23 protein-coding genes and 1 pseudogene are annotated in these 25,998 nt (G+C 61.6%); 9 read left to right on the forward strand and 15 right to left on the reverse strand.

Annotation, left to right across the window (positions count from 1 at the left end):
- Positions 1-287 precede the first annotated feature (287 nt).
- From ACFY68_RS13135 to ACFY68_RS13145, 3 genes are all read left to right on the forward strand, one after another.
- Positions 288-803: a hypothetical protein gene (locus tag ACFY68_RS13135; RefSeq protein WP_346614025.1), complete on the forward strand. Its 516-nt coding sequence runs from the start codon at positions 288-290 to the stop codon at positions 801-803.
- Positions 804-1,178: 375 nt separating this feature from the next.
- Positions 1,179-1,841 (forward strand): histidine phosphatase family protein, encoded by a 663-nt coding sequence (locus ACFY68_RS13140; protein ID WP_346614026.1) that lies wholly within the window; start codon positions 1,179-1,181, stop codon positions 1,839-1,841.
- Between the two features lie 45 nt (positions 1,842-1,886).
- Positions 1,887-3,080, forward strand: coding sequence for a D-amino acid dehydrogenase (locus tag ACFY68_RS13145; RefSeq protein WP_387527743.1), 1,194 nt, complete (start codon positions 1,887-1,889; stop codon positions 3,078-3,080).
- A gap of 64 nt (positions 3,081-3,144) precedes the next feature.
- Here the strand turns inward: ACFY68_RS13145 and ACFY68_RS13150 are convergent, their stop codons facing one another.
- The 3 genes from ACFY68_RS13150 to ACFY68_RS13160 all read right to left on the reverse strand — a co-directional run bounded on the left by ACFY68_RS13150 (position 3,145) and on the right by ACFY68_RS13160 (position 6,309).
- Positions 3,145-3,873 (reverse strand): aspartate/glutamate racemase family protein, encoded by a 729-nt coding sequence (locus ACFY68_RS13150; RefSeq protein ID WP_387527746.1) that lies wholly within the window; start codon positions 3,871-3,873, stop codon positions 3,145-3,147.
- A gap of 16 nt (positions 3,874-3,889) precedes the next feature.
- Positions 3,890-5,422 carry an NCS1 family nucleobase:cation symporter-1 gene (locus ACFY68_RS13155; RefSeq protein ID WP_387527749.1) on the reverse strand — a complete coding sequence of 511 codons (1,533 nt, stop codon included), beginning with the start codon at positions 5,420-5,422 and terminating at the stop codon, positions 3,890-3,892.
- 428 nt (positions 5,423-5,850) lie between these two features.
- Positions 5,851-6,309 carry an Lrp/AsnC family transcriptional regulator gene (locus tag ACFY68_RS13160; RefSeq protein WP_387527752.1) on the reverse strand — a complete coding sequence of 153 codons (459 nt, stop codon included), beginning with the start codon at positions 6,307-6,309 and terminating at the stop codon, positions 5,851-5,853.
- A 133-nt stretch (positions 6,310-6,442) separates the two neighbouring features.
- Here ACFY68_RS13160 and ACFY68_RS13165 point away from each other — a divergent pair, with 133 nt between their 5' ends.
- Both ACFY68_RS13165 and ACFY68_RS13170 read left to right on the forward strand, forming a co-directional pair.
- Positions 6,443-7,339, forward strand: coding sequence for a DMT family transporter (locus ACFY68_RS13165; protein ID WP_387527755.1), 897 nt, complete (start codon positions 6,443-6,445; stop codon positions 7,337-7,339).
- A gap of 31 nt (positions 7,340-7,370) precedes the next feature.
- Positions 7,371-8,297 (forward strand): class I SAM-dependent methyltransferase, encoded by a 927-nt coding sequence (locus tag ACFY68_RS13170; protein ID WP_387527758.1) that lies wholly within the window; start codon positions 7,371-7,373, stop codon positions 8,295-8,297.
- A gap of 101 nt (positions 8,298-8,398) precedes the next feature.
- Here the strand turns inward: ACFY68_RS13170 and ACFY68_RS13175 are convergent, their stop codons facing one another.
- A complete protein-coding gene (locus tag ACFY68_RS13175; RefSeq protein WP_387527761.1) occupies positions 8,399-10,423 on the reverse strand; it encodes a mechanosensitive ion channel family protein in 2,025 nt (674 codons plus the stop codon).
- A gap of 209 nt (positions 10,424-10,632) precedes the next feature.
- Positions 10,633-11,631 carry a sulfate ABC transporter substrate-binding protein gene (locus tag ACFY68_RS13180; RefSeq protein ID WP_387527764.1) on the reverse strand — a complete coding sequence of 333 codons (999 nt, stop codon included), beginning with the start codon at positions 11,629-11,631 and terminating at the stop codon, positions 10,633-10,635.
- 519 nt (positions 11,632-12,150) lie between these two features.
- On the opposite strand from ACFY68_RS13180, the pseudogene ACFY68_RS13185 reads away from it, so the two are divergent.
- Positions 12,151-12,342 (forward strand): annotated as a pseudogene (locus ACFY68_RS13185) (RHS repeat-associated core domain-containing protein); the annotation flags it as partial.
- 69 nt (positions 12,343-12,411) lie between these two features.
- Positions 12,412-12,780: a hypothetical protein gene (locus ACFY68_RS13190; RefSeq protein ID WP_387527991.1), complete on the forward strand. Its 369-nt coding sequence runs from the start codon at positions 12,412-12,414 to the stop codon at positions 12,778-12,780.
- A gap of 190 nt (positions 12,781-12,970) precedes the next feature.
- Here ACFY68_RS13190 and ACFY68_RS13195 read toward each other — a convergent pair whose 3' ends face one another.
- From ACFY68_RS13195 to gcl, 7 genes are all read right to left on the reverse strand, one after another.
- Positions 12,971-13,792 (reverse strand): ion transporter, encoded by an 822-nt coding sequence (locus ACFY68_RS13195; protein ID WP_387527767.1) that lies wholly within the window; start codon positions 13,790-13,792, stop codon positions 12,971-12,973.
- Between the two features lie 44 nt (positions 13,793-13,836).
- Entirely contained in the window at positions 13,837-14,712 is an 876-nt protein-coding gene (locus ACFY68_RS13200) for an urea transporter (RefSeq protein ID WP_387527770.1), read from the reverse strand.
- Positions 14,713-14,919: 207 nt separating this feature from the next.
- Positions 14,920-16,335 (reverse strand): pyruvate kinase, encoded by a 1,416-nt coding sequence (gene pyk / locus ACFY68_RS13205; protein WP_387527773.1) that lies wholly within the window; start codon positions 16,333-16,335, stop codon positions 14,920-14,922.
- The gene (locus ACFY68_RS13210; protein ID WP_387527776.1) at positions 16,332-17,606 is read right to left on the reverse strand and encodes a glycerate kinase; all 1,275 of its coding nucleotides are present in this window, start codon (positions 17,604-17,606) and stop codon (positions 16,332-16,334) included. Before ACFY68_RS13210 ends, pyk begins: the two co-directional genes overlap by 4 nt.
- Before the next feature lie 124 nt (positions 17,607-17,730).
- Positions 17,731-18,627, reverse strand: coding sequence for a 2-hydroxy-3-oxopropionate reductase (locus tag ACFY68_RS13215; RefSeq protein WP_387527779.1), 897 nt, complete (start codon positions 18,625-18,627; stop codon positions 17,731-17,733).
- Positions 18,628-18,766: 139 nt separating this feature from the next.
- Positions 18,767-19,549, reverse strand: coding sequence for a hydroxypyruvate isomerase (gene hyi / locus ACFY68_RS13220; protein WP_387527782.1), 783 nt, complete (start codon positions 19,547-19,549; stop codon positions 18,767-18,769).
- A gap of 54 nt (positions 19,550-19,603) precedes the next feature.
- Positions 19,604-21,379, reverse strand: coding sequence for a glyoxylate carboligase (gene gcl / locus ACFY68_RS13225; protein WP_346614040.1), 1,776 nt, complete (start codon positions 21,377-21,379; stop codon positions 19,604-19,606).
- A gap of 257 nt (positions 21,380-21,636) precedes the next feature.
- Between gcl and ACFY68_RS13230 the strand changes: the two genes are divergently transcribed.
- The gene (locus tag ACFY68_RS13230; RefSeq protein ID WP_346614041.1) at positions 21,637-22,077 is read left to right on the forward strand and encodes a heme-binding protein; all 441 of its coding nucleotides are present in this window, start codon (positions 21,637-21,639) and stop codon (positions 22,075-22,077) included.
- A 134-nt stretch (positions 22,078-22,211) separates the two neighbouring features.
- Here the strand turns inward: ACFY68_RS13230 and ACFY68_RS13235 are convergent, their stop codons facing one another.
- On the reverse strand, positions 22,212-22,823 hold the full coding sequence (locus ACFY68_RS13235; protein ID WP_346614042.1) for a TetR/AcrR family transcriptional regulator: 612 nt from the start codon (positions 22,821-22,823) through the stop codon (positions 22,212-22,214).
- A 132-nt stretch (positions 22,824-22,955) separates the two neighbouring features.
- Here ACFY68_RS13235 and ACFY68_RS13240 point away from each other — a divergent pair, with 132 nt between their 5' ends.
- Positions 22,956-23,870: a DUF808 domain-containing protein gene (locus tag ACFY68_RS13240; protein ID WP_387527786.1), complete on the forward strand. Its 915-nt coding sequence runs from the start codon at positions 22,956-22,958 to the stop codon at positions 23,868-23,870.
- A gap of 129 nt (positions 23,871-23,999) precedes the next feature.
- On the opposite strand, the gene ACFY68_RS13245 is transcribed toward ACFY68_RS13240, so the two are convergent.
- Positions 24,000-24,782: an outer membrane protein OmpK gene (locus ACFY68_RS13245; protein ID WP_346614044.1), complete on the reverse strand. Its 783-nt coding sequence runs from the start codon at positions 24,780-24,782 to the stop codon at positions 24,000-24,002.
- Positions 24,783-25,136: 354 nt separating this feature from the next.
- Positions 25,137-25,922, reverse strand: coding sequence for an outer membrane protein OmpK (locus tag ACFY68_RS13250; protein ID WP_387527790.1), 786 nt, complete (start codon positions 25,920-25,922; stop codon positions 25,137-25,139).
- Positions 25,923-25,998: the final 76 nt, after the last annotated feature.

Consider the following 25,998-nt stretch of genomic DNA (forward strand, 5'->3'; position numbering starts at 1 on the left):
GTCGAAAAGTACTACATGCCCTGTTGACCCGCGTCTGATTGAGAGGTGAAACCGGTATGGCTACCCTTGCAAACAGGTTAAGTGAAGGGGTAAATCCATGAAATCGTATTTTTCCTCGCGCGCAGTGCGTGAGGCAAACGCTTTGCTGGTCGCGTCGGGGGCACGAATGGAAATTGAGCTGCCGCGAGAATTGACAGGCATTGTCAGCAGCACGAGAAAAACACGCTCGGAGTTGAAGGCTGCGTTCGAGGCCGCCTACTCTCGGATACAAAAGGGGTAACAGCCTTATGGCCGACGGTTGTTACAACCACATTTATTCGGTCCTTGTAGAGAATGAGCAGGACACATTGGGGGTCATTGCGTATTCGTTGTATAAACGGCAGAAGATCGAATACATCAAAACATTCAAGGTCAAGTACGGCAGGGAGCCAAAGGACGACGACCTGACGCCGTTCCACGATGTGAGCAATAGTGAAACCCAACTTGAAAGCTACCGTAACCAGGCCAGCCAGCTAGCTCAGGGCTTTCTCGATGCATCTATCTCTACACAGGCGATGGAGCTCCAACAGTACTATTCCGACAAGGCCAGCAGTGAGATCAGGAATGCCAAACCGGGCTTTTGGCTTGGGGTGGCACAGAGCCTCGTGGGATCCGTTCTGTTCGTGTTCATGCTCGGCTTCCTTGTGTTTTTCACCTGGAGCCTGAATCAAGGCCCGAAACAGGTGATCGAGCAGGTTTTCGACGTGACCATCATCAATACCGTTTCCACGCAAGACTCCGCCCAGCTACCCTCGCTTCAATGAAAACGAGGTCCGGATATTCACCTTTCCAGAAATAATTCAGCAACACCCATGCCTTAGGCTCTGTACGAAAAGTATTGAGACGCAGGGCAGGCAAGGCGAAAACAGCCGAGGAAGCGGAGTGTACTGGAGTACATGAGCATTCCGAGGCTGTTTTCAACGCAGCACGGACAAGTCTCAAGGCTTTTCGTACAGAGCCTAGCCTAAGCGTTGCCCACGGAACGGCATTCACGCTCAAGGAGGAACCAAACGGGTTGAGGGCACTCTGACCCCTACTCGTTGCCAGGGATGGCATTCACTACAGGGACGCCTGGGCGCTTCAGCCATGGGCAATGTGGCGGGTCAACCCGATACTCATTGCCACAAGAGCCTGCTTACATGAAGTTGCCAACTTTCCTTCGACGTCGACGCCACCTGCTGCTGAGCCTGGCCCTCGTCGCTGCGGCCGTGCCACTGGCACTGGAGGTGGTCGAAAGCCGCGCTGAACCGGTGGACGGTACCCAGACGCTGGTGTTTCTGCGCCATGCCGAAAAGCCCGGTGAAGGGTTGGGGCAGTTGAACTGCCAAGGGTTGAATCGCGCGCTGGACCTGGCCACGCTGCTGCCTGAGCGTTTCGGCAAGGCCGATTATGTGTTTGCTGCCAACCCCACGCGGCATGTCGAAGAAGGCAGTACCGACCAAAGTTACAGCTACATTCGCCCGTTGATGACCATCACCCCCAGCGCCATCCGTCTGGGCTTGCCGGTGAACATCGATTACGGCGCCAACGACACGGATGATCTCGCAGACGAACTGCTCAGCGAAAAATACCGCAACGCCACCGTCTACACGGCCTGGTCCCATGGCTACCTGCCCGAACTCATCAATACCGTGGCCGGCAAGGCGCTGGGCGATGAGCGGGTGATCACCGAGGACTGGAACGGCGATGACTTCGACACCCTGTATGTGCTGACCCTGACCTGGCACGACGGCAAGGCCAGCTTGCTGAGCCGTAACGTGCGCCAGGGCCTGAATGGCGGCGAGCATAGCTGCCCGACCTGATCCACTGTTACTGTCTAGGTACGGGAGCCGAAACAGGGGCAATGCATGAAGCAGCACGTGACGGTCATTGGAGGTGGGGTGATTGGCCTGGCAACCGCCTATGCGCTGGTGCGCGAGGGGATGTCGGTAGACCTGGTCGAGGCGCGCGACAGCCTGGCGTCTGCCACCAGTTTCGCCAATGGCGGGCAGCTGTCATACCGCTATGTCGCGCCCTTGGCCGATGCCGGTGTGCCGTGGCAGGCATTGGGCTGGATGCTGCAGGGGGATTCGCCGTTGCGTTTGCGCTTGCGCATGGACCCGGCGCAGTGGCGCTGGTTGATGGGGTTCATGCTCGCCTGCCGCAGCAGCGTCAACCGTCGCAACGGCGCACAGTTGCTCGCGCTGGCACTGCAAAGCCAGGCCACGTTGGCCCGCTGGCGCGAGGACGATGGCATCACCGATTTTGCCTGGCGACGTAACGGCAAACTGGTCGCCTTCCGCAGTGCACGGGCGTTCGCCCATGGGCGTGAGCGTTTGCTTGAGCCGCAGGGCCAACGGGTGCTCGATGCCAACGAACTCAGGAGCCTGGAGCCCGCCTTGGCCGAGGTGCCGTTCGTGGGGGGTGTATTGACGCCCGATGAGGAAGTCGCCGACTGTCACCGCTTCTGTGAACGCCTGGCCGCGCACCTGCAGGCATCTGGGCAGTGTCGGTTCTTGCTAGGCAAGCCAGTTACTCAGCTGCACACGCACCAGGACCAGATCGTCGCGCTGCAGCTGGGAGGTGAGCGGGTCGATGTGCAGCGCCTGGTACTGTGCGCCGGTCATCGCAGTGCCGGGCTACGGCTGCCGGGCCTGAAACTGCCGGTTTATCCTTTGAAGGGCTACAGCCTGTCTGCGCCGATCGGCGCGGAGCATCGGGCGCCGGAGGTCAGCATTACCGATTACGAGCGCAAGGTCGTCTATGCGCGCCTGGATCGGCAGCTGCGGGTGGCGGCGATGGTCGATATCGTCGGGTTCGACGAGTCGGTGGATGCGCGCCGGCTTGAAAGCATGCGCCGGTTGGCGCGCGATACGTTGCCGGCCGCGGCGGATTATGGGCAGGCGGTGGAGTGGGCGGGGATGCGGCCGGCCACGCCTACCGGGGTGCCGATTATCGGCGCTACGGCCTACCGAAACCTTTGGCTGAACGTGGGGCATGGCGCATTGGGGTTTACCTTGGCCTGTGGCAGTGCGCAGCGGTTGGCCAGGATGATGGTTTGACTGCACCGGCCTCATCGCCGGCAAGCCGGCTCCCACAGGGTATGGCGATGAGGCCGGTACCAACCTAGCGCCCGAACTGCATCGGCCAGCCCACCACTTTCTTCGCCCGCGGCGTGGCGTAGGTCCGCACTTTCGACGTGCTCAACCCCATTCGCACCAGCGACTCGGCAATGGTCACCGCTGCACTCACACCATCTACCACCGGCACCCCGGTGCGCTGGCGGATCTGCTCATCCAGCCCGGCCATGCCGCCGCAACCCAGGCAGATCACTTCTGCCTTGTCATCGCGCACCGCGCGTTCGGCCTGTTCGACGATGGCCTGAACCGCGCGTTGCGGGTCGGCCTCAAGCTCGAGCACGGCCAGGCCGCTGGCGCGCACCGAGGCACATCGCGCGTACAAACCCGATAGTTTCAGGCGGTCCTCGATCAGCGGCACGGTACGGTCGAGCGTGGTCACCACCGAGTAGGCGTGGCCCAGGTACATCGCGGTGCTGGCTGCGGCGTCGGTGATGTCCACCACCGGCACGTTCAGCAGCTCCTGCAGGCCTTCGCGGCCATGTTCGCCGTAACCGGCCTGAATGACCGCATCGTACGGGCCCTCGTAGGCGAGTACACGGTCCATCACGGCGATGGCTGCCAGGTAGCTCTCGAAGTTGCCTTCCACCGATTCGGCCCCGAACCAGGGGGTCAGGCCGACGATTTCGGTGCCGGGCGAGGCCACGCTGCGCGCCTGTTCGGCGATGGCTTCGGTAATGGCTTCGGTGGTGTTCACGTTGGCGATCAGAATACGCATGGGTACTGCTCCTTGATCAGTGGCTGCTGTGGTCGACGGCGATGCACTCGCCGCTGACATCAGCGTATTGACGGTTGCGCGGGGCTATCAGCAGGTACACCGCCGCAGCGATGCCAGCGCCGATCAGCCACGAAAACGGCGCAATGGCATGGAAGTTGGGCACCAGTGCCAGGACGATGGCCAACAGCGCTGCAGGCACGAAGGCGGCGACAGCGCGCAGGTTGATGCCTTTGCTGTAGTGGTAGGCACCGGCCGGGTGTTCGCTGTACAGCTCCGGCACGTTGATGCAGCCTTTTCGCAGCAGCCAGTAGTCGGCCATGATCACCCCGTACAGCGGGCCGAGCAGGGCGCCCAGGCCGGACAGGAAATACACGATCACCACCGGGCTGTTGTAGAGGTTCCATGGCAGGATCAGCACCGCCAGGGTGGCGCTGATCAGGCCGGCGCGGCGGAAGTTCAGGTGGCGCGGCGCCAGGTTGCTGAGCACGAACGCTGGGGCGACGAAGTTGGCCATGATGTTCACCGCAACGGTGACGATCAGGAACGCCAGGCAACCCAGGACCAGGAACGCGGTGCTGGGGATGCTGGCAACGATCTGCGTCGGGCTGTCGATGATCTGGCCGTTGATCTTGAACTGCGCGCCGCACAGCACCACGGTGATCATTGCGAACACCAGAATGTTCACTGGCAAGCCCCAGAAGTTACCGACCCGGATGGTCTTGCGGCAGGGCGAGGAGCGGGCGAAGTCGCAGAAGTTGAGCACCAGGGTGCCGTAGATCGCCAGCCACAGCGCGCCACCGGCGAAGATATTGCGCCACATCTCGTAACCGGTCAGCGGTTCGGCCACCGACCAGGCAATCCGCGCATCGGCCTTGAAGTACATGAACAGCGCCAGGCTGGCCACGGTCAGCAGGATCACCGGGCCGGCGAAGGCTTCGTAACGGCGCACCATCTCCATGCCGTAGGCGAGGATCACCAGTTGCACCAGCCAGATGGCCACGAAGCACACCCAGCCCAGGCTCGAAAGCCCCAGGATACTGTTGTGGTCATAGCTGGCCAGTTGCGGCCACACAGCCGTGAGCAGCACCCGCAGCACCACCGAGGCCAGGTAGGTCTGGATACCGAACCAGGCGATGGCGATGACGGCGCGGATCAGCGCCGGGATCTGCGCGCCATGGATACCAAAGGCAATGCGGCTGATGACCGGGAACGGCACCCCGGTCTTTTGCCCCATGTAGCCGGACAAGTTCATGAAGAAGTACACCAGCGCCGCGCCGATCGCCAATGACATCAATATCTGCCAGCCACCCAGGCCCAGGGCGAACAAGCCCATGGCAAAGGAATAGTTGGCGATGTTGTGAACGTCATTGGTCCACAACGCGAAGATGCTGTAGCGCCCCCAGCGCCGGCCCTCGAGGCGGGTTGGTGCGAGGTCGCGGTTATGCAGGCGGGGGCTCAGTTCAAGGGGGGGCGCATGACCGGCGAGGGTGGATGAGGGGGTGCTGCTGGCGACGGATTGTTCAGGCGCGAGGTCGAGGCTGGTACGCATTCCGGCAGGCTCCTGATGCACGTGGACTGCGATGAGCGGGCATGCGCACGGGCTCGCCATCTCGTCGGTGCAGCGTTGGCATCACTGGGTTCTGGGCGCGGCGGCCGGGTTAGGCCGGCGTCGCGGGTTCTTGTGTATTTATGTTTTGTTTAACGTGTATACAAAACACGAACACACAAAAGCGAGTTCCATGCCAGGCCACAATCAGTGCTCAGGTAGCCACTATGTTGAATCTTTATTGTTTAAAGGTAAGTGGATGAAATAAATGAGATATAAGTTGACCGAATGAACAGGTTTAAATTTTCATAGGATGAATTAGTTGATCAGTTGGTCAAAATTAGTTGCGGAAGTGGTGTAACGTATTGGGGCATTGCTAGCACTTATGCACACAAAAATGGCACCTATGGTGACATTCGTGTGTACAAAAATTAGTCAGGTTTTCTTGGCCCTCCGTCCATAGGTGGCAGGCGCCGCTTGACCGGGCTTTTCTTGATGATCGCCGTGTTGGTTTCGGCCAGTACATTGATGCGGTCGAGCAGCGTGTCGAGCTGCTCCATTGAGCGCACATGCAGGCGGGCGATGAAGCAGTCCTCGCCCGTTACCTTGTCGCACTCGGTGAATTCCGGGATGGCGACGATTTGCCGTTCCACCTCCTGCAATTGCCCAGGCAACGGGCGAATACGCACGATGGCCTGCAGTTGGTAGCCGAAACTGCGGGGGTCGACATCCACGGTGTAACCGCGCAGCACACCGCGTTCCTCCAGGCGGCGCAGGCGCTCGCTGACGCTGGGGGCCGACAGCCCGCTAATCTGCGCCAGCGCTTTGAGCGAGCGGCGAGAATCTTCCATCAAGGCATTGATCAGCAATTGGTCTATCGTATCGGTCATCTTCGCCTCGTCAGGTAGAACCAGAGATTTGCCTTGATAGTAAAGGCTAGTTCGGAAAATGGCCTTGGTTATCCGCTGGAAGGCTGCTGCGAACCCCTTGCATACTGTGGCCATCGTCAATGGGAGGTGTGGGATGGACAGTTCTTTGCGCCGCGGCTCGCTGGAAATGGTGGCTGCCATGTTGATTTCTGGAACTATCGGCTGGTTCGTGCTGGTGTCCGGGCAGCCGGTGCTGGAGGTGGTGTTCTGGCGCTGCGTGTTCGGTACTGACACGTTGCTGGTGATCTGCGCCGCCTTCGGTTTCCTCAAGCCGGGCATGGTCAGCCGTACTGCCTTCCTGTTGGCCATCGTCAGCGGTGTAGCCATCGTCGGCAACTGGGTGTTGCTGTTCGCCTCTTATTCGCGGGCATCGATTGCCATCGGTACGGCGGTGTACAACGTTCAGCCGTTCATGCTGGTGGGGCTGGCGGCGATCTTTCTGGGCGAGAAGATCACGGCGGCCAAGGTCACCTGGTTGAGCGTGGCCTTCCTCGGCATGTTGGCGATCGTCAGCGCCCATGGTGCGGGGCAGGGCAGCGGCGAGGACTATTTGCTGGGTATTGGCCTGGCCCTGGGCGCGGCGCTCTTGTATGCCATCGCCGCACTCATCATCAAGCGCCTGAAAGGCACGCCCCCGCACCTGATTGCCTTGGTCCAGGTAGCCACCGGCGTGCTGTTGCTGGCGCCTTGGGTCAAGCTTGGCGGGCTGCCTGGCGAGCCGTCAGCACTGGCCAGCCTGTTGACCCTGGGCATGGTCCACACCGGGTTGATGTACGTGCTGCTGTACAGCGCCATCCAGCGGCTGCCCACAGCGCTGACCGGTGCGCTGTCGTTCATCTACCCGATTGCTGCGATTCTGGTCGACTGGGTGGCGTTCGGCCACCGACTGGTGCCATTGCAGTGGCTCGGCGTGGTGTTGATCCTGCTGGCAGCGGCGGGGATGCAGCAGGGTTGGTGGTTCCGTTCGGCGCAACTCGCAGCCAAAGGGTAGAATGCTCCCTTTTACCTGCTTGCGACCCGCCATGACTTCGCCGATCCAAACCCTCGAACAGCATCTGCTCACCGCCCTCGACCCCGCCCCGCAGGAAACCCGGCGCCTGTTCCATGGCCGCGGCCGCTGCTGGCCGGGGCTGGAGCAGGTCACCGTCGACTGGCTGCAGGGCGTGTTGTCGGTGGCGCTGTTTCGCGAACCGCCGCAAGGTCAGCTGGCGGAGCTGGAGGCCATGCTGCGTAACCTGGCCGAGCGCCCGCAATGGGGTGGCCAGGCTATCCTCATTCAGCACCGCTACCTGCCGGACAGCCCGGGCCAGTGGCTGTGGGGCGAACCATGCCAGCAGCGCGAGGTGATCGAAGATGGCCTGACCTACCTGCTCGACCTCGGCGTGCGGCAGAACAACGGCCTGTTCCTGGACATGCGCTATGGCCGGCGCTGGGTGCGCGAGCAGGCAGCGGGCAAGCGGGTGCTCAACCTGTTTGCCTATACCTGTGGTTTTTCGGTGGCTGCCATCGCGGGCGGCGCCGAACAGGTGGTCAACCTGGACATGGCCAAGTCGGCACTGTCGCGTGGCCGCGACAACCATCGGCTCAATGGCCACGACGCCTCGCGGGTGGCGTACCTGGGCCATGAGCTGTTCAAGTCGTGGGGCAAGGTGCGCAAGTATGGGCCGTATGACCTGATCATCATCGACCCACCGACCTTCCAGAAGGGCAGTTTCGTGCTGACCCAGGATTACGCGAAGATCTTGCGCCGGTTGCCGGAATTGTTGAGCGAGGGGGGGACGGTGCTGGCGTGTGTAAATGATCCGGGCATTGGGCCAGAGTTTCTGATCGAGGGGATGGCGGAGCAGGCGCCAACGTTGGCCTTCATCGAGCGATTGGAAAACCCGCCGGAGTTTCCTGATGCGGACCCGGCGGGTGGCTTGAAGGCTTTGGTATTCCGCCAGGTTTGATGCTGGTCACACTGGCCCCATCGCCCGGCTCGCACATTTACTGCGGTGCTGCATAACCCTGTGGGAGCCGGCTCGCCGGCGATAGGCCGGACCTGCCTGCATCAAGCTGTAACTCCACGCACCGGCAGCGGATACACCTGAGCAAAAAACACATTCTCGGTCTGGTCCACACGCTTTTTAAGCCGCTCGTTGAACGCCCGGCTCACCGCATACTGACCGCCGGAAATAGTGCGGAACTGCGCCGTCAGCACAAACCCGTTCAAGTCCATGCGGTCCACCCCGAACACCTGCAGTGGCCCCTGCAGGTTGATGCGCAGCATGGGGTCGTCGCTGATCGACTGCCCCACCTCATGGATCAACGCCAGCGATTCATCCACATCGCTGTCATAGGTGAACTGCACCGAGAAGAACGCGTAGGCGAATTGCCGTGACTGGTTGGTGACCGCCTTGATCTGCCCGAACGGTACCGAGTGCACGAAGCCCTTGCCATCGCGCAGGCGCAAGGTGCGGATGGTCAGGCTCTCGACGGTGCCGGCGTGGCCGGAGTCGAGCACGACCCAGTCGCCGATCGAGATGGTGTCTTCGATCAGGATGAACAGCCCGGTGATCACATCCTGCACCAGTTGCTGGGAGCCAAAACCGATGGCCAGGCCGATCACCCCGGCACCGGCCAGCAGGGGCGCGACATTGATGCCCAGGTTGGCCATGGTGGTGATGGTGCAGATGACCACCAGGATGACCTTGATGGCGTTGCGCAGCATGGGCAGGATGGTCCGCACCCGGGTACTGGGCTGGCGCGCGGCGCGCCGGCCGGCTGGAGGTTTGAGGGCCTCCTGGATGGCGGTGTCGAGCACCACCCACAGCAGCCAGGTGACCAGCAGGATCAGGCCGATGCTCGACAGCGAGTTGCTGATGGCCTGCCCCAGGCTGTTGCTCAACGCGAAGCCGATCACCGAGACGCCCCAGATGCGCCCCAGCAGCTCGATGAAGGCCACCGCCATGGCAATGCGCAGCAGTGCGTGGGCGAGACTGCGCAGCAGCTCCTTGTAGGGCCGCACCCGTTGCCCGGGGTCGGCTTCGCGCGGTGCCAGCAGGTGTTGCAACAAAGTGCTGAGAAACACCGTGCTGACCAGCAATACCGTCGTCAGCAGCGCGTTCTGCAGGGCCTTCTGGCTTTCTTCGCCGGCACCGATCAGGTGGATGGCCGAGACCAGGATCATCAGCAGGATCGGCAAGTACCACACGACCGAAAAGATCCGCAGGGTTTCCTGGACGGCGCGGTGTTGCACGCGGTCCTTGAAGGCGCGGTTACGGATCAGGTGCGCCACCGGGCGGCGCAGGCGGATCACCAGGCTGGCAAAGATGATCGTCGCGGCAAGGCCGGTGAACACCGCGACGCTGGCAGTGATATTGCCGCCCAGTTGGCGGGCGATCTGCGGGCTGGTCAAGGCATCGCTCCAGGCCGCCAGAAAGCCGATGAGAAACAGCGGTCGCGGCGCCAGGCGCTTGATCACGGCCACGGCGGGGCGCTTGTGGCCGGCATCGAACACGGTGACCAGGCACAGGATGATCGAGGTGGAGAACAGGCCGCTGCTGGTGGCGTAGGCCAGGCTCAGCCCCAGGGCGCGAGCGATTGATGGGTCGAGAAAACGGCTGACGTAAAGCGTCAAGGGCAGGCTGGCCAGCGCGGGCAAGGTATACGGCAGCAGGTAGCCGAGCAGGCTGCTGGCGCGTTGACGCTGGCGCAGCCAGGGTGTGGCCGTGGCGCGCTTGCTGCACCAGCGGCCGAGACTGGTCAGCACGGCGAAGCTCGCGGCCCAGGTCAGCGTCAGCAGGATGAAGTTGCCAGCCAGTTGCAGCGAATCACTGGCCGAGTGGCGATCGACCAGGCGTTCCATTTCCTTGGCGGCGCGGTCGGTGCGCAGGCGCCAGGCGTCGACCAGATGGGCGTCGAGGTCCAGCTCCTGGGCCGCACTGTCCAGGCCGTCGGCCAGGGCACCTAGCAAGCCACCTTGCAGGACCGGTTCCGGTTCGGCGGGTTGTTCTTCGGCGGGGGCGGGGTCTGCGGCAAGCAGGTGGGTGCTCAGCAGGCAGCCGAGCAGCAGGGTTGAGAGGTAGCGCAGCACTGGAGTACTCCTTGGGCCGGGATGAGCGGTGCAGGGTTACTCAAGGAACTGATGGGTGATGGGGGTAAAAAGTTCGATGTGGTGTGTTGGCAGTACAGGCCTCTTCGCGGGGCAAGTCGGGTCGCCGCACCGCCGCTCCCACAGGGCCCGTGCAACGCATAGAGTGGGAGCCGGCTTGCCGGCGATAGGGCCGGTACTGCCTGCATCGATTACTGGCCGGTATAGATCTGGTCGAACACGCCACCGTCATTGAAGTGGGTTTTCTGTACGGTGCGCCAGTCACCAAAGGTCTTCTCAACCGACAAGAAGTCGACTTTCGGGAAGCGGTCGGTGTACTTGGCCAGCACGGTTGCATCGCGCGGGCGCAGGTAGTTCTGCGCGGCGATTTCCTGGGCTGCCGGCGACCACAGGTACTGCAGGTATTCCTCGGCCACGGCCTGGGTGCCCTTCTTGGCCACGACCTTGTCGACCACGCTCACCGGCGGCTCGGCTTCGGCCGATACGCTTGGGTAGATCACTTCGAACTGGTCGCGGCCGAACTCGCGGGCGATCATCTCGGCTTCGTTCTCGAACGTTACCAGCACATCGCCGATCTGGTTGGTCATGAAGGTGGTGGTGGCGGCGCGGCCACCGGTATCCAGCACCGGCGCCTGCTTGAACAGCTTGCCGACGAAATCACGGGCCTTGGCCTCGTCGCCGCCTTGCTTGAGCACATAGCCCCATGCCGAGAGGTAGGTGTAGCGGCCGTTACCCGAGGTTTTCGGGTTGGGCACGATCACCTGCACGCCCTCCTTGAGCAAGTCAGGCCAGTCCTTCAGCGCCTTGGGGTTGCCCTTGCGCACAATGAACACGGTGGCCGAGGTGAACGGCGCGCTGTTGTTCGGCAGGCGCGTCACCCAGTCGTCCGGCACCAGCTTGCCGTTGTCGGCCAAGGCGTTGATGTCGGTGGCCATGTTCATGGTGATGACATCGGCTGGCAGGCCATCGATCACCGCACGCGCTTGCTTGCTCGAACCGCCGAAGGACATCTGCACGTTGACCTTCTCGTTGTGCTCGGCTTCCCAGTGCTTCTGGAACGCCGAGTTGTAGTCCTTGTAGAAGTCGCGCATCACATCGTAGGAAACGTTGAGCAGGGTTGGGGCAGCCTGGGCGAGGTTGCCCAAGGCAAGGCCTGCGGCGAGCAGCGAGGCGCTGAAGAGTTTTTTCACGATGCTTCCTTGTTCTTGAACAGTTATGGGCAGAGTGCCAGCGACTATAGCGGGTGCCCTGCAGCTGTTTAAAGAACAAAAAACGCTTTGGTTATTCCCGCTGCCTGCGTGGGCGCTTTTCATGGAGGCAGCGCCTGCTCTGTGGATACCCTCGGGAATACGGTAACCAAGGTAGCCTGGAACACGGTTATCTGGGCGGCCCGAGGCTCTGCACAAAATTTTGTGTACCGCAGTCACTGTAGGAGCTGGCTTGCCGGCGATCGGCTGCGAAGCAGTCGTAAATGCTGAATCCGCACTCTGTCTGGCACTGCGCAGATACCGGACTTACGACTGCTTCGCAGCCGATCGCCGGCAAGCCAGCTCCTACAGGACATATTCATATGGGGCCTAGTAAAACTGCCAGTTGCTGAAAAGGGTGGGCTATCGCAGATTCTGGGCAGGGATTCTGACTATGAGCGATCTGGCATGAGACATAAAAGCGAACCGTCGCCTGAGGGAAATTTTCTCGGCAAAAAGGTTATGAAGCAGCCGCCGCTGTCGTATACAGCTTACGGGGGGCTATGGGCTCGGCCTGACGTGTCATTGGGGTTCAATGGCGAATGGAAAAACGAGATTTTGCAAGCGTACGGTCTGGGCCAGGGACATCGCTTTTATAGCCCTGCATTGATGCGATTTCTCAGTCCAGACGCGTTGAGCCCGTTTGGGGAGGGTGGAGTTAACACATACTGTTATTGCGTGGGTGATCCGATAAACAGGCTCGATCCTTCAGGTAAAAGTTTCATGAAGATGTTGATGCCTGGGCGTAAAACTGGTTCAACTGAATTTGCAAAAAATGTTGGTATATCCAAGGGGGTTGTCAAGGCAATTGTGAAGTATGCACATGGGGAGGTGTCGATATCTAGGCGCTTTGATGGTGAGTTTCATGAGGCATTTAAAGCTCATGTAGCAGATGGGAAGTTGACTGACGTCTCGACAAGCCTTACTCGCGATAGCCATTTTGAGCAGAAAAGATATTTCAGGCTCGGTGACATAACGATCGAGGTTGGAAGTGAGCGCATTCTTTATCTTGATGCGATGTTAAAAAATGATGGTTATGTGCTGTTTGAACCCGTTATGCCGAATGCTATGCCAGCAGTAAGAAGTTCTTGATCAAATGGCCATCTTGCGACGACATTTCGCGCGCTTAATCGGTATTGATGAGCCATTCGCCCACAGCTCGAATCGATGTTCGGTGGAAGGCTCCGTCTTCGATTCGCGCGGCATCCCGCAGGGCCCCCATGGCGTTTAGCCGCCAAGTGCACCTGTGGGGTTGCCCGCATAGGGGCCGTAACAGTCGGCATCACAACTTCGGAAACAGTGCATTCCCGCAGCGCGAGCAAAACGCTGCACCATGCTCATGGCTCTGCTTGCTGCACGTCGGGCAGTCATGCTGCAACTGTTCCCCGCGCATGGCGTTGGCCAGCTCTGCGGTAAAAATCCCGGTTGGCACGGCGATGATCGAGTAACCGGTGATCATCACCAGCGACGATAGCACTTGGCCGAGCGGGGTCTTCGGCACTATATCGCCAAAACCCACTGTGGTCAGGGTGACAATCGCCCAGTAGATGCCTTTTGGGATGCTGGTGAAGCCGTGCTCCGGGCCTTCGATGACGTACATCAAGGTGCCGAACACGGTCACCAAGGTGGAAACGGTGACCAGAAAGACGATGATCTTCTGCTTGCTGCCGCGCAGCGCCGCCATCAGGTAGTTGGCCTGCTTGAGGTACTGGCCGAGCTTGAGCACGCGGAAGATCCGCAGCATGCGGATGACACGGATGATCAGCAGGTACTGCGCGTCGCTGTAGTAAATGGCGATGACCCCCGGGACGATCGCTAGCAGGTCGACCAGGCCGTAGAAGCTGAATGCGTAGCGCAGCGGCTTCGGCGAGCAGTACAGGCGTGTCAGGTATTCGGCCAGGAAGATTGCGGTGAAGCCCCATTCGATACCAGCCAGAAGGCCTGCGTAGCCCTGGTGAACAGCGTCAATGCTGTCGAGGATCACCGTGACCAGGCTGGCCAGGATGATCAGCAGGAGGGTCTTGTCGAAGCGTCGGCCGGCTACGGTGTCGGTCTGGAAGACGATGATATAGAGCCGTTCGCGCAGGCTCGCTGGGTTGTTCATGGGCTCGGTCCATAGGGCGATGGGCTGAGCCTAGGGGCTGGCTTTCAGCTGTGCAAGCGGCTCGCGTTCCCGCGCTGATTGAGCGACGCCAGATGATTGCCAAAGTGCATCAGCCAGCAGGCTACCACGAAGGGCGCGGTGAGCCCGGCGACAGGCAGCAGTTTGAACAACGGCTGGAGCACAAGCGCCAGGGCTATGGCCATCAGGGTGACCCATGGCCGTTCGCCTTGCCGGCTGAACGCCAGCGCCGCCAGCGCCGCGTTGAACCCGTACAGCCCCATCCAGGCAGCCTGTGTCTGCTCAGCCAGCAACGCCACGCCGCCGCCGATGGCCGAGCCGATCACGGCCCACATGGCGGCATAGGGGTTGGCAATGAACATGCCGACGATAATCAGCAGCCCGGCCAATGGATTATCAAGCAGGAAAATCTGGCCGACACCGCGCGCGAGGGCATACAGCGGGTCTGGCTCGGCAAAGATGGCCGTCGAGGGGGCAGCGATCAGCAGAGTGCCCCAGCCTAGCAGCACGAACGGCGCGGTGTAGGCGATCAGCAACTTGCCGCCGCGCTTGCGCCACTGGTGGGTGATGATGCTGGACAGCCCGCCGGCCGCGATGATCAGCGGCGGCATGATTGCCGACCACGGCAACACCGCGCTGATCAGGATGCCGATCAGTACGCCGTTGTAGCAATAAAGCCCGGCCTGGCGGTCGGCGCGGTCGTAGCCGCGGCGCTGGGCCGTCAGCAGGCCGGCGAGGGCACCGAGCAGGGCGCCGCCGACCAGGTTGGGAGCGGTCAGCAGGATGGCCAGTAGGCAGCACAGGCCGCACAGGGGGTTGCGCAGCAGCAGCACCTGGCTGAAACCGTTGAGCAGCGCCGTGGCCCAGTCGGGGCACGGGTTGACGAAATTTTTGCTGTACATGGGCAGTCGGTAAGGTTGATTGATGAGCGGTGGGCCTCTTTGGGCCTCGGTTTTCCGCAGGGCTTTGTAATGGGTGCAAGGGGAGGGCTTTGCCCTCCATTCGCTGGCAAGCCAGCTCCCACAGGTACAGCGGCGCTTTCAAGAGCAGCAGAGTACCTGTGGGAGCCGGCTTGCCGGCGAAAGGGGCGCAGAGCGCCCCCAACAATCTCAGACCAAGGTCTCGATCCGCAGCGTATTAGTCGAACCCGGCTTGCCGAAAGGCACGCCGGCGGTGATCAGCAGCGTGTCGCCACGGCTGGCCATGCCTTGTGCCTGGGCGATCTCCAGCGCGGTCGAGCAGATTTCGTCGACCTGGCGCAGGCGGTCGTTGACCACCGAGTGCACGCCCCAGGCCACGCTCAGGCGGCGGGCGGTGATCAGGTTTGGCGTCAGGTTGAGGATCGGTGCGCGTGGCCGCTCGCGTGCAGCGCGCAGGGTCGAGGCGCCCGACTCGCTGTAGTTGACCAGCACGGCTACCGGCAGAATGCCGCTGATACGGCGGATCGCGCAGCTGATGGCGTCCGACACGGTGGCCTCAGCCTTCGGCCGGCTTACGTCGAGCTGGGCCTGGTAGTCCGGGCCGTTTTCCACCTGGCGGATGATCTTGCTCATCATCTGCACGGCTTCCAGCGGGTAGTCACCCGAGGCGGTTTCGGCCGACAGCATCACCGCGTCGGCACCTTCGGCCACTGCGTTGGCCACGTCGGTGACTTCGGCGCGGGTCGGTGCCGGCGAGAAGCGCATCGACTCGAGCATCTGCGTGGCTACCACTACCGGTTTACCCAGCTGGCGGCAGGTGCCGATGATACTTTTCTGGATGTGCGGCACGCTCTCGGCCGGTACCTCTACGCCCAGATCGCCCCGCGCCACCATGATGGCGTCGGACAGCTCGGCGATGGCCTGCAGCTGCTCGACCGCCGATGGCTTCTCGATCTTGGCCATCAGGTAGGCGCGGTCGCCGATCAGCTGGCGCGCCTCAAGGATGTCTTCCGGGCGCTGCACGAACGACAGTGCCACCCAGTCCACGCCCAGCTCCAGGCCGAAGGCCAGGTCTCGGCGGTCTTTTTCGGTAAGCGGGGACAGGTCCAGCACCGCTTGCGGCACGTTGACGCCCTTGCGGTCGGACAACTCACCGCCGTTCAGCACGGTGGTATCGATAGCGTCGGCGTGCTTGGCGGTCACCCGCAGGCGCAGGCGGCCGTCGTCCACCAGCAGGTCCATGCCAGGCTGCAGCGCGGCGATGATTTCCGGGTGGGGCAGGTTGACCCGCTCGTTGTTGCCGGGCGTCGCGTCCAGGTCCAGGCGCAGTGACTGGCCGCGCTGCAGTTGCACCTTGCCTTCGGCCAGGCGGCCAACGCGCAGTTTCGGCCCCTGCAGGTCCATCAGAATGCCCAGCGGGTAATTCAGCTGCTGCTCGACTTCGCGGATCCACTGGTAGCGCAGGGCGTGGTCGGCGTGTTCGCCGTGGCTGAAGTTGAGGCGGAAGATGTTTACCCCGGCTTCGACCAGCTGGCGGATGTCATCGATGCCGTTGATCGCAGGGCCGAGGGTGGCGAGGATTTTGACTTTTTTATCAGGCGTCATGATTGTGCAGTCTCGAGGATCAGGATGGCGCGGAAGTCGTTGACGTTGGTGCGGGTCGGTTCGGTGACGATCAGCGCATCAAGCGCGGCGAAGTAGCCGTAACCGTTGTTGTTGTCCAGCTCATCGCTGGCCGACAGGCCCAGGGCTTCGGCGCGGGCGTAGCTGCAGGGCGTCATGAAGGCGCCGGCGTTCTCTTCCGAGCCGTCGATGCCGTCGGTGTCACCGGCCAGGGCATACACGCCTGGCAGGCCCTTGAGGCTTTCGGTGAGGCTGAGCAAAAACTCGGCGTTGCGCCCGCCACGGCCATTGCCGCGCACGGTGACGGTGGTTTCGCCGCCAGACAGGATTACGCAAGGCGCCTTGAGCGGCTGGCCGTGCAGGACGATCTGCCGGGCGATGCCGGCATGCACTTTGGCCACTTCGCGCGATTCGCCTTCCAGGTCACCGAGGATCAGCGGGCTGAAGCCGGCCTGGCGGGCCTTTACTGCAGCCGCCTCGAGCGATTGCTGGGGCTTGGCGATCAGCTGGAAGTGGCTGCGGGCCAGGGCCGGGTCGTCGGCCTTGACGGTTTCGGAGGCCGGGTTGTTGAGCCAGTCGATGACCGCCTTGGGCGCTTCGATGTTGTAGCGCTTGAGGATCGCCAGGGCGTCAGCCGAGGTGCTCGGGTCGGCCACGGTGGGGCCGGATGCGATGACTGTGGCCAGGTCGCCAGGCACATCGGAAATGGCATAGGTGTAGACGGTGGCCGGCCAGCAGGCCTTGGCCAGGCGGCCGCCCTTGATCGCCGAGAGGTGCTTGCGCACGCAGTTCATCTCGCCGATGGTGGCGCCGGACTTGAGCAGCGCCTTGTTGATGTGTTGCTTGTCGGCCAGGGTCAGGCCTTCGGCTGGCAACGCCAGCAGGGCGGAACCACCGCCGGAAAGCAGGAAGATGACGCGGTCGTCTTCGTTGAGGTTGCTGACCAGTTCCAGCACGCGCTTGGCCACGGCCAGGCCGGCGGCATCAGGGACCGGGTGGGCGGCTTCGACCACTTCGATCTTCTGGCAGTTGGCGCCATGACCGTAACGGGTGACCACCAGCCCGGAGACTTCGCCCTGCCAGCTTTTTTCGACCACTTCGGCCATGGCGGCTGCGGCCTTGCCGGCGCCGATGACGATGACCCGGCCGCTACGGTCGGCGGGCAGGTAGGGTTCGAGGACTTGGCGTGGGTGGGCGGCGGCGATGGCTGTGTCGAACAGGTCGCGGAGAAGTTTTTGCGGATCGACCGACATGGCAGGCTCCCAATTATTGTTGTTCTGCAGAATCGAAAACGCCCCTGGAACTGCCTCCGTGCAGGCCGAACCAGGGGCGGGTGTTGCTCGGTGCGGGGGCTGCGCAATAGCCCCCGAATTCAGCTTATTTGCCTTCGCCGCGGATCGAGAAGTTGGCCATGTGCTCCAGGCCTTTGATCAGCGCGGAGTGGTCCCAGTTGCCGCCACCCAGTGCCACGCAGGTGCTGAACACTTGCTGGGCGTTGGAGGTGTTGGGCAGGTTGATGCCCAGTTCCTTGGCGCCTTGCAGGGCCAGGTTGAGGTCCTTCTGGTGCAGGTTGATGCGGAAGCCTGGGTCGAAGGTGCCTTTGATCATGCGCTCGGCATGCACTTCGAGGATTTTCGACGAGGCGAAGCCGCCCATCAGTGCTTCACGTACCTTGGCAGGGTCGGCGCCGTTCTTGGCGGCGAACAGCAGGGCTTCACTGACGGCCTGGATGTTCAGGGCGACGATGATCTGGTTAGCTACTTTGGCAGTCTGGCCGTCGCCGTTGCCGCCGACGCGGGTGATGTTCTTGCCCATGGCTTCGAACAGCGGCAGGGCGCGCTCGAAGGCTTTCGGGCAGCCACCGACCATGATGCTCAGGGTCGCGGCCTTGGCACCGACTTCGCCGCCGGACACCGGGGCGTCCAGGTAGGCGGCGCCAGTGGCCTTGATCTTCTCGGCGAAGGCCTTGGTAGCGGTCGGCGAGATCGAGCTCATGTCGATCACCACCTTGTTCGGGCCTACACCTTCGGCCACGCCGTTTTCGCCGAACAGGACGCTTTCGACCTGCGGGGTGTCCGGGACCATGATAATGATGAACTCGGCTTCCTGGGCAACCTCTTTCGGGTTGGCCAGAGCCACTGCGCCAGCGGCGATCAGGTCAGCCGGGGCGGCGTCGTGGTGGGTGGAAACGAAGATGCTGTGACCTGCTTTTTGCAGGTTCTGCGCCATGGGTTTGCCCATGATGCCGGTGCCGAGGAAACCGATTTTAGCCATGAGAATTTGCCTCTTTGTAATTATTGAATCTCAAGTGCAACCCGGACCTTGTGGGAGCGGGCTTGCCCGCGAAAGCGGCTGTGAAGCCACTACTGCATTCGCGGGCAAGCCCGCTCCCACAGGTTCGGTGTTCTAGCCTTTAGATTGCGTTATGGGTTTTCAGCCAGCCCAGACCGGCTTCGGTGGTGGTCTTGGGCTTGTACTCCGCGCCAATCCAGCCCTGGTAGCCGATACGGTCCAGGTGCTCGAACAGGAAGCGGTAGTTGATCTCGCCGGTACCCGGTTCGTTGCGGCCCGGGTTGTCGGCGAGCTGGATGTGGTTGATCAGCTGCAGGTTGGCTTCCATGGTGCGCGCCAGGTCACCTTCCATGATCTGCATGTGGTAGATGTCGTACTGCAGGAACAGGTTGTCACTGCCGACTTCGGCCTGGATTTCCAGCGCCTGTTGGGTGGTGTTCAGGTAGAAGCCTGGGATGTCGCGGGTGTTGATCATTTCCATGACCAGGCGGATCCCTGCGGCTTTCAATTTTTCGGCGGCAAACCTCAGGTTGTCGACGAAGGTCTTGCGTACGTCAGCGCACTGCAAGCCTTGCGGGCGGACACCGGCCAGGGCGTTGACCTGGGTGTTGCCCAGCACCTTGGCGTATTCGATGGCCTTGTCGACACCGGCGCGGAACTCTTCCACGCGGTCGGGGTGGCAGGTGATGCCACGCTCGCCTTTGGCCCAGTCGCCGGCCGGCAGGTTGAACAGCACTTGGGTCAGGCCGTGCGCATCGAGCTGCTGTTTGATTTCAGCCGCGCTGAAGTCATACGGGAAGAGGTATTCGACGCCGCTGAAACCAGCATCGGCGGCAGCCTTGAAGCGGGCCAGGAAGTCCTGTTCGGTGAACAGCATGGACAGGTTGGCAGCGAAGCGAGGCATGAGTTGTCTCCTTGCGATGAAGGCCCCCAGGGCATGCCTGGGGGCGTCAGGCGATCAGTCCAGCAGCGAGATGGCGGTTGGCGCGTCGTTACCGACCAGGGCCAGGTCTTCGAACTCGTTGACCGCGTTGATCTCGGTGCCCATGGAAATGTTGGTCACACGCTCGAGAATCACTTCGACCACCACCGGCACGCGGAACTCTTCGGCCATTTTCTGTGCCTTGAGCAGGGCAGGGGCGATCTGGCCTGGCTCGAACACACGGATGGCTTTACAGCCCAGGCCTTCGACCACGGCGACGTGGTCGACACCGTAGGTGGCGGCGTCGGTGGAGTTGATGTTCTCGAACGCCAGTTGTACACAGTAATCCATGTCGAAGCCACGCTGCGCCTGGCGGATCAGGCCCAGGTAGGCGTTGTTCACCAGTACGTGGACATACGGCAGGTTGAACTGCGCGCCCACGGCCAGTTCTTCGATCATGAACTGGAAGTCGTAGTCACCCGACAGTGCCACGACCTTGCGTTTCGGGTCGGCCTTGACCACACCCAGCGCTGCAGGGATGGTCCAGCCCAGCGGGCCGGCCTGGCCGCAGTTGATCCAGTGACGTGGCTTGTACACGTGCAGGAACTGCGCACCGGCGATCTGCGACAGGCCGATGGTGCTGACGTAGGTGGTGTCCTTGCCGAACACTTGGTTCATTTCTTCGTACACACGCTGCGGCTTGACCGGCACGTTGTCGAAGTGGGTCTTGCGCTGCAGGCTCGACTTGCGTTCCTGGCAGTCTTGCAGCCACGCCTTGCGGCACTTCAGCTTGCCGGCGGCTTTCCACTCGCGGGCCACTTCGAGGAACACGTCCAGCGCCTTGCCAGCGTCCGAAACGATACCCAGGTCCGGGGTGAACACGCGGCCGATCTGGGTCGGTTCGATGTCGACGTGCACGAACTTGCGGCCTTCGGTGTAGACATCAACCGAACCGGTGTGGCGGTTGGCCCAGCGGTTACCGATACCGAACACCAGGTCGGATTTCAGCAGGGTGGCGTTGCCATAGCGGTGCGAAGTCTGCAGGCCGACCATGCCGACCATCAGTTCGTGGTCGTCCGGGATGGTGCCCCAGCCCATCAGGGTCGGGATAACCGGTACGCCGGTCAGTTCGGCGAACTCGACCAGCTTGTCGCTGGCGTCGGCGTTGATGATGCCGCCACCGGCCACCAGCAGTGGGCGCTCGGCGTCGTTGAGCAGGGCCAGGGCTTTTTCAGCCTGCACGCGGGTAGCGGACGGCTTGTTGACGGCCAGCGGCTCGTAGGCGTCGATATCGAATTCGATTTCGGCCATCTGCACGTCGAATGGCAGGTCGATCAGCACAGGGCCTGGGCGGCCGGTGCGCATTTCATAGAAGGCCTTCTGGAAGGCGTAAGGCACCTGGCCTGGCTCCAGAACGGTGGTCGCCCACTTGGTCACCGGCTTGACGATGCTGGTGATATCGACCGCCTGGAAGTCTTCCTTGTGCAGGCGTGCACGCGGGGCCTGGCCGGTGATGCAGAGAATCGGGATGGAGTCGGCCGATGCACTGTACAGGCCGGTGACCATGTCGGTGCCGGCTGGGCCGGAGGTGCCGATGCACACGCCGATGTTGCCCGGGTTGGCGCGGGTGTAACCCTCGGCCATGTGCGAGGCGCCTTCAACGTGACGAGCGAGGACGTGATCGATGCCACCGACTTTCTTCAGGGCCGAGTACAACGGGTTGATGGCAGCCCCTGGGATGCCGAACGCGGTATCTACACCTTCACGGCGCATGACCAGAACGGCTGCATCGATTGCTCTCATTTTGCTCATGGGTTGTGCCTCATCGATTTTGTAATTGTATACAACTTGCTTTGTGCCAGAGTGTATTCACGCCTGGCGGTTCAGGTCAATGGGTTTTCATCGGGGGAGGTTGCTTTCGTCCGAGCGCCCAGGAAAACGGCGATTTGCGTCATCGCATACGATCGTTTCAATTTATTGTATACAAAAGTGATTGCAGTTGTGTTCTATTTGGTTGATCGATTTTCAACTGCCCTCAGGGCTTCTCACAACAAGAAGAGGACCTTTCCATGAACGTTTTGAACCTCAAAGTCGCTGTCAGCCTGGTAAACGCCGCACTGGCGGCAGGCCGCAAGATCAATGCCGCGCCGTTGACGGTGGTGGTGCTGGATGCCGGTGGGCATGTGCTGGCTTTACAGCGCGAAGACGGCGCTAGCCTGATTCGCCCTGAAGTGGCCACAGGCAAGGCCTGGGGGGCGATTGCCCTGGGCAAGGGCTCGCGTCTGCTGGCGCTGGATGCGCAGCAGCGGCCGGCGTTTTTCGCGGCGTTGAATGGTTTGGGTGAGCGGCCGGTGGTGCCAGCGCCGGGTGGCGTGCTGGTTCGCGATCAGGACGGTAAAGTGCTGGGTGCGGTGGGGATCAGCGGGGATACGTCGGATATCGACGAGCAGTGTGCGATCAGTGCGATCGAAGAGGTGGGGTTGAAGGCGGATGCGGGTGTAGCGGCCTGAATCTCTATAGGCTGTATTGGCCTCACCGCCGGCAAGCCGGCTCCCACAGGTACACCACCGTTACCAAATAGTGTGGCGTGCCTGTGGGAGCTGGCTTGCCGGCGATAGGGCTGCAGAGCAGCCCCTTGGCCCTGTCAGGCGGCCTCGGGCTCACAGCCCTTGAGGACCAGCCGAATGATGGTCTCGGCTGCTGCTTCATAATCACTGTCGGCCAGCTTGGCCTTGCCGGTGATCACGGAAATCTGCCAGTCGAAATCCGCATAGGTCTGGGTCGCCGCCCAGATGCTGAACATCAGATGGTGCGCATCGACCTTGGCAATTTGCCCGCGCTCGATCCAGCGCTGGATACATTCGATGTTATGGCGTGCCTGCTCGTTGAGCTGCTCCACCTGGTTGGGCGAAAGGTGCGGTGCGCCGTGCATGATCTCGCTGGCGAAAACCTTGGAGGCATGGGGCAAGTCGCGCGAGATGCGGATTTTCGAGCGGATGTACGCACTCAATACTTCTTTGGGGTCACCGTCGGCATTGAACGGCGTAGATGCCTGCATGATCGGAGCGATGATGCTCTCCAGGACCTCGCGGTAAAGGTTGTCCTTGGATTTGAAGTAGTAGTACACGTTGGGCTTGGGCAGGCCGGCCTTGGCCGCGATATCGCTGGTCTTGGTGGCGGCGAAGCCCTTGTCGGCGAATTCCTCGCTGGCCGCGCGCAGGATCAGTTCCTTGTTGCGCTCGCGAATGGTGCTCATGGTCAGGGATCTTCCTCGTGTCTGGCCACCTCTAAGAGGGATCGGGCATGGTAGCACCGGGCCCGAGGGGCGCTCAAGGCAGCGACTTTCGGCTAGACTCCGGCCCACTCACTTCACGGGAAACAGGCAAACATGGCAGGAAGCAGTCTACTGGTACTGATCGACGACATCGCCACGGTGCTCGATGACGTTTCGCTGATGACCAAGGTCGCGGCGAAGAAAACCGCGGGCGTGCTGGGCGACGACCTGGCGCTCAATGCCCAGCAGGTAACCGGCGTGCGTGCCGAGCGTGAGATCCCGGTGGTGTGGGCGGTGGCCAAGGGCTCGTTCGTCAACAAGGCGATCCTGGTGCCGGCGGCGCTGCTGATCAGCGCGTTCATCCCTTGGGCAGTGACCCCGTTGCTGATGATCGGTGGCGCGTACCTGTGTTTCGAGGGCTTTGAAAAGCTCGCGCACAAGTTCCTGCATAGCAAGGAGGAAGACGCCGAGCAGCACAGCTCGCACAGTGAGGCGGTGGCAGACCCGAACATTGACCTTGTGGCTTATGAGAAAACCAAGATCAAGGGCGCGGTGCGCACCGACTTCATCCTCTCGGCCGAAATCATCGCCATTACCTTGGGCACGGTGGCCGACGCGCCGCTGACCCAGCAGATCATCGTGCTGTCGGGCATCGCCATTGTCATGACCGTGGGTGTGTATGGGCTGGTAGGCGGTATCGTCAAGCTCGATGACCTGGGCTTGTGGATGACCCAGAAGGCTTCCAGGGTGGCCCAAGCGGTGGGTAACGGCATCCTGCGGGCCGCGCCGTACATGATGAAGAGCCTGTCGGTGATCGGCACTGCGGCGATGTTTTTGGTCGGTGGCGGGATTCTGGTGCACGGGGTTGCGCCGCTGCATCATGCCATCGAGGGGTTCAGTGAAGGGCGGGGCGGGGCGCTGACCGGGGCGTTGCTCAACGGCGGTGTGGGGATTGTTGCGGGTGCCGCGGTGCTTGCTGTCGTAGCGCTGGCCGGCAAGCTGTGGCGGGCGGTAAAGCCAGCCACTTGATGCGTATGGCCGGGGCAAGCCCCGGATCGCCGGCAAGCCGGCTCCCACAGGTACCCCACCTATCTCAGGCGCGGCGCTATCTCTGTAGGAGCCGGCTTGCCGGCGATGGGCTGCAGAGCAGCCCCGCTATCAGAAGTGAACCTTGACCAGGAAGCTCGCCGTGTTTTGGTCGGTGGTGAACCCGTCGGAATCCTTGATCCCGTACTTGTTCTTCCAGTAGTCATACTCGAAACCCACGTACAGCTGCTTGTCACCCAGGTGCAACGCCTTGCCCAGGTCATATTTGACCTGCGGGTTGAAGTGCAGGTTGGCGTGGTATTCGCCACGGCGGTTCTCGTCGTTGTCGACCACCCAGTCCATGAAGCCGTCGATGAGGATGTCGGACGAGCCTACAGGGATGGTGTAGGACCACACCGGGGTGATCTGCCAGACATTGTCACCGGCGCGGCTGCCATCGGTGGTGCGCTGGTAGAAGTTCAGCTGGAAGTAGTCGAAGCCTGGGATATCCAGGTCGAAGCCCGGGCCGATCAGGTAGGACTCGGTATCACCTTCGCCGAACTCGTAGGTCATCGCCAGCAGCACGTCCTTGACCGGGCCGAAGGCCAGCTTCTGGTCGAAGATCTTGCCGAACGACAAGCGCGGGCTGATCTCGCCGTAGTAGGTGTTGTCGCCGTTACCGGCGTCCTTCTTGCCGTTGTAGAAAATCTTGTCGACGAAGATGAAGTTGTCGCCGTACTTCCAGCCATCGGCGTGCTCGAAGGTCACGGTTTGCTGGATTGCCGGGTTGACCTTGAAGTTCTTGCCCCACAGGTAGGTCAGGCTGTTGTTCTGCCACTGCAGCAGGTCGTCGGCATAGGTGGTGCCGCAGGCCAGCAGGCCGCCCGCGAGAATCAGGCTGTTGATGGTACGCATTGCAGATGTCGCTCCCTTGATTGATCTGTTGTCAGCGCTCGGTGTTGGCGCTGTTTTTGTCTTTTGAGTCAGCTTTTTTCGATAGGCCACAGCTATTTGGCAAGAGCTGCGCCAACTTTCCCGGGTTAGCTACAACCTTCCTGCTCGACTCGTTCCGAACGGTTGAAAATGGGTATTTCAGGCTGGCAACACGTTGGCTAACCGCCCGAATTCATTGACTGAGCGGTCAGTAAACGCGGGCAGGATCCGTCCTGCCCTGATCGAGGGGGCGCGCAGATTACTGGCTTGCGCGCCGGGCCTCAAGTGCTCTGTCCTGGAGCACAGTGAATCAAACTTGGGCGTTTGATCAGGTTTTCAGAAATGCACCTTGATCAGTGCGCTGGCAACGCTCTGGTTGCTCTCCAGATTGCCGCGGCTGTCGATGCCATATTTGTCCTTCCAGTAGCTGTATTCGAAGCCGACATACAGCTGTTTGGCGCCCAGGTTCAGCGCCTTGCCCAAGTCGTATTTGACCTGTGGGTTGAAGTGCAGGTTGGCGTGGTAGGTGCCGCGGCGGTTCTGGTCGTTGTCGGGTACCCAGTCCATGTAGCCGTCGATCAGAATGTCCGACCGGCCGACGGGGATGGTGTAGGACCAGCCGGGCGTGATCTGCCAGACATCGTCACCGGGGCGGCCGCCCTCTGTGTTGCGTAGGTAGAAGTTCAGGGTGAAATAGTTGAAGCCGGGAATGTCCAGGTCGAAGCCGGGGCCGATCAGGTAGGCCTCGTTGTCGCCTTCGCCGCGCTCGTAGGTCATGGCCAGCAGTACGTCCTTGACCGGGCCGAAGGCCAGCTTCTGGTCAAAGATCTTGCCGAACGACAGGCGCGGGCTGAATTCACCGTAGTAGGTGGTCACGCCTTTGCTGGCATCGGGCTTGCCGTTGTAGAAGATCTTGTCGACAAACAGGAAGGTGTCGCCGTACTTCCATTTGTTGGCGTGCTCGAACGTGATGGTCTGCTGGATATCAGGGTTGACCTTGAAGTCCTTGCCGTACAGATAGGTCAGGCTTTCGCCATGCCACAGCAGCCATTCGCCTGCGTGCGCGGGGAGGGTGGCCAGCAGGCTGCTGCCCAGCAACAGGCTTGATGCGATGCGCTTCATGTTGTGATTCCCGGACTTATTGTTTTTGTTGGCGGTGTTTTCGGCGCGCAGGCGCCCCGGGCAGCCCATTCCGGCG

The sequence above is a fragment of the Pseudomonas sp. NPDC012596 genome (assembly GCF_042902325.1).
Taxonomy (GTDB): Bacteria; Pseudomonadota; Gammaproteobacteria; order Pseudomonadales; family Pseudomonadaceae; genus Aquipseudomonas.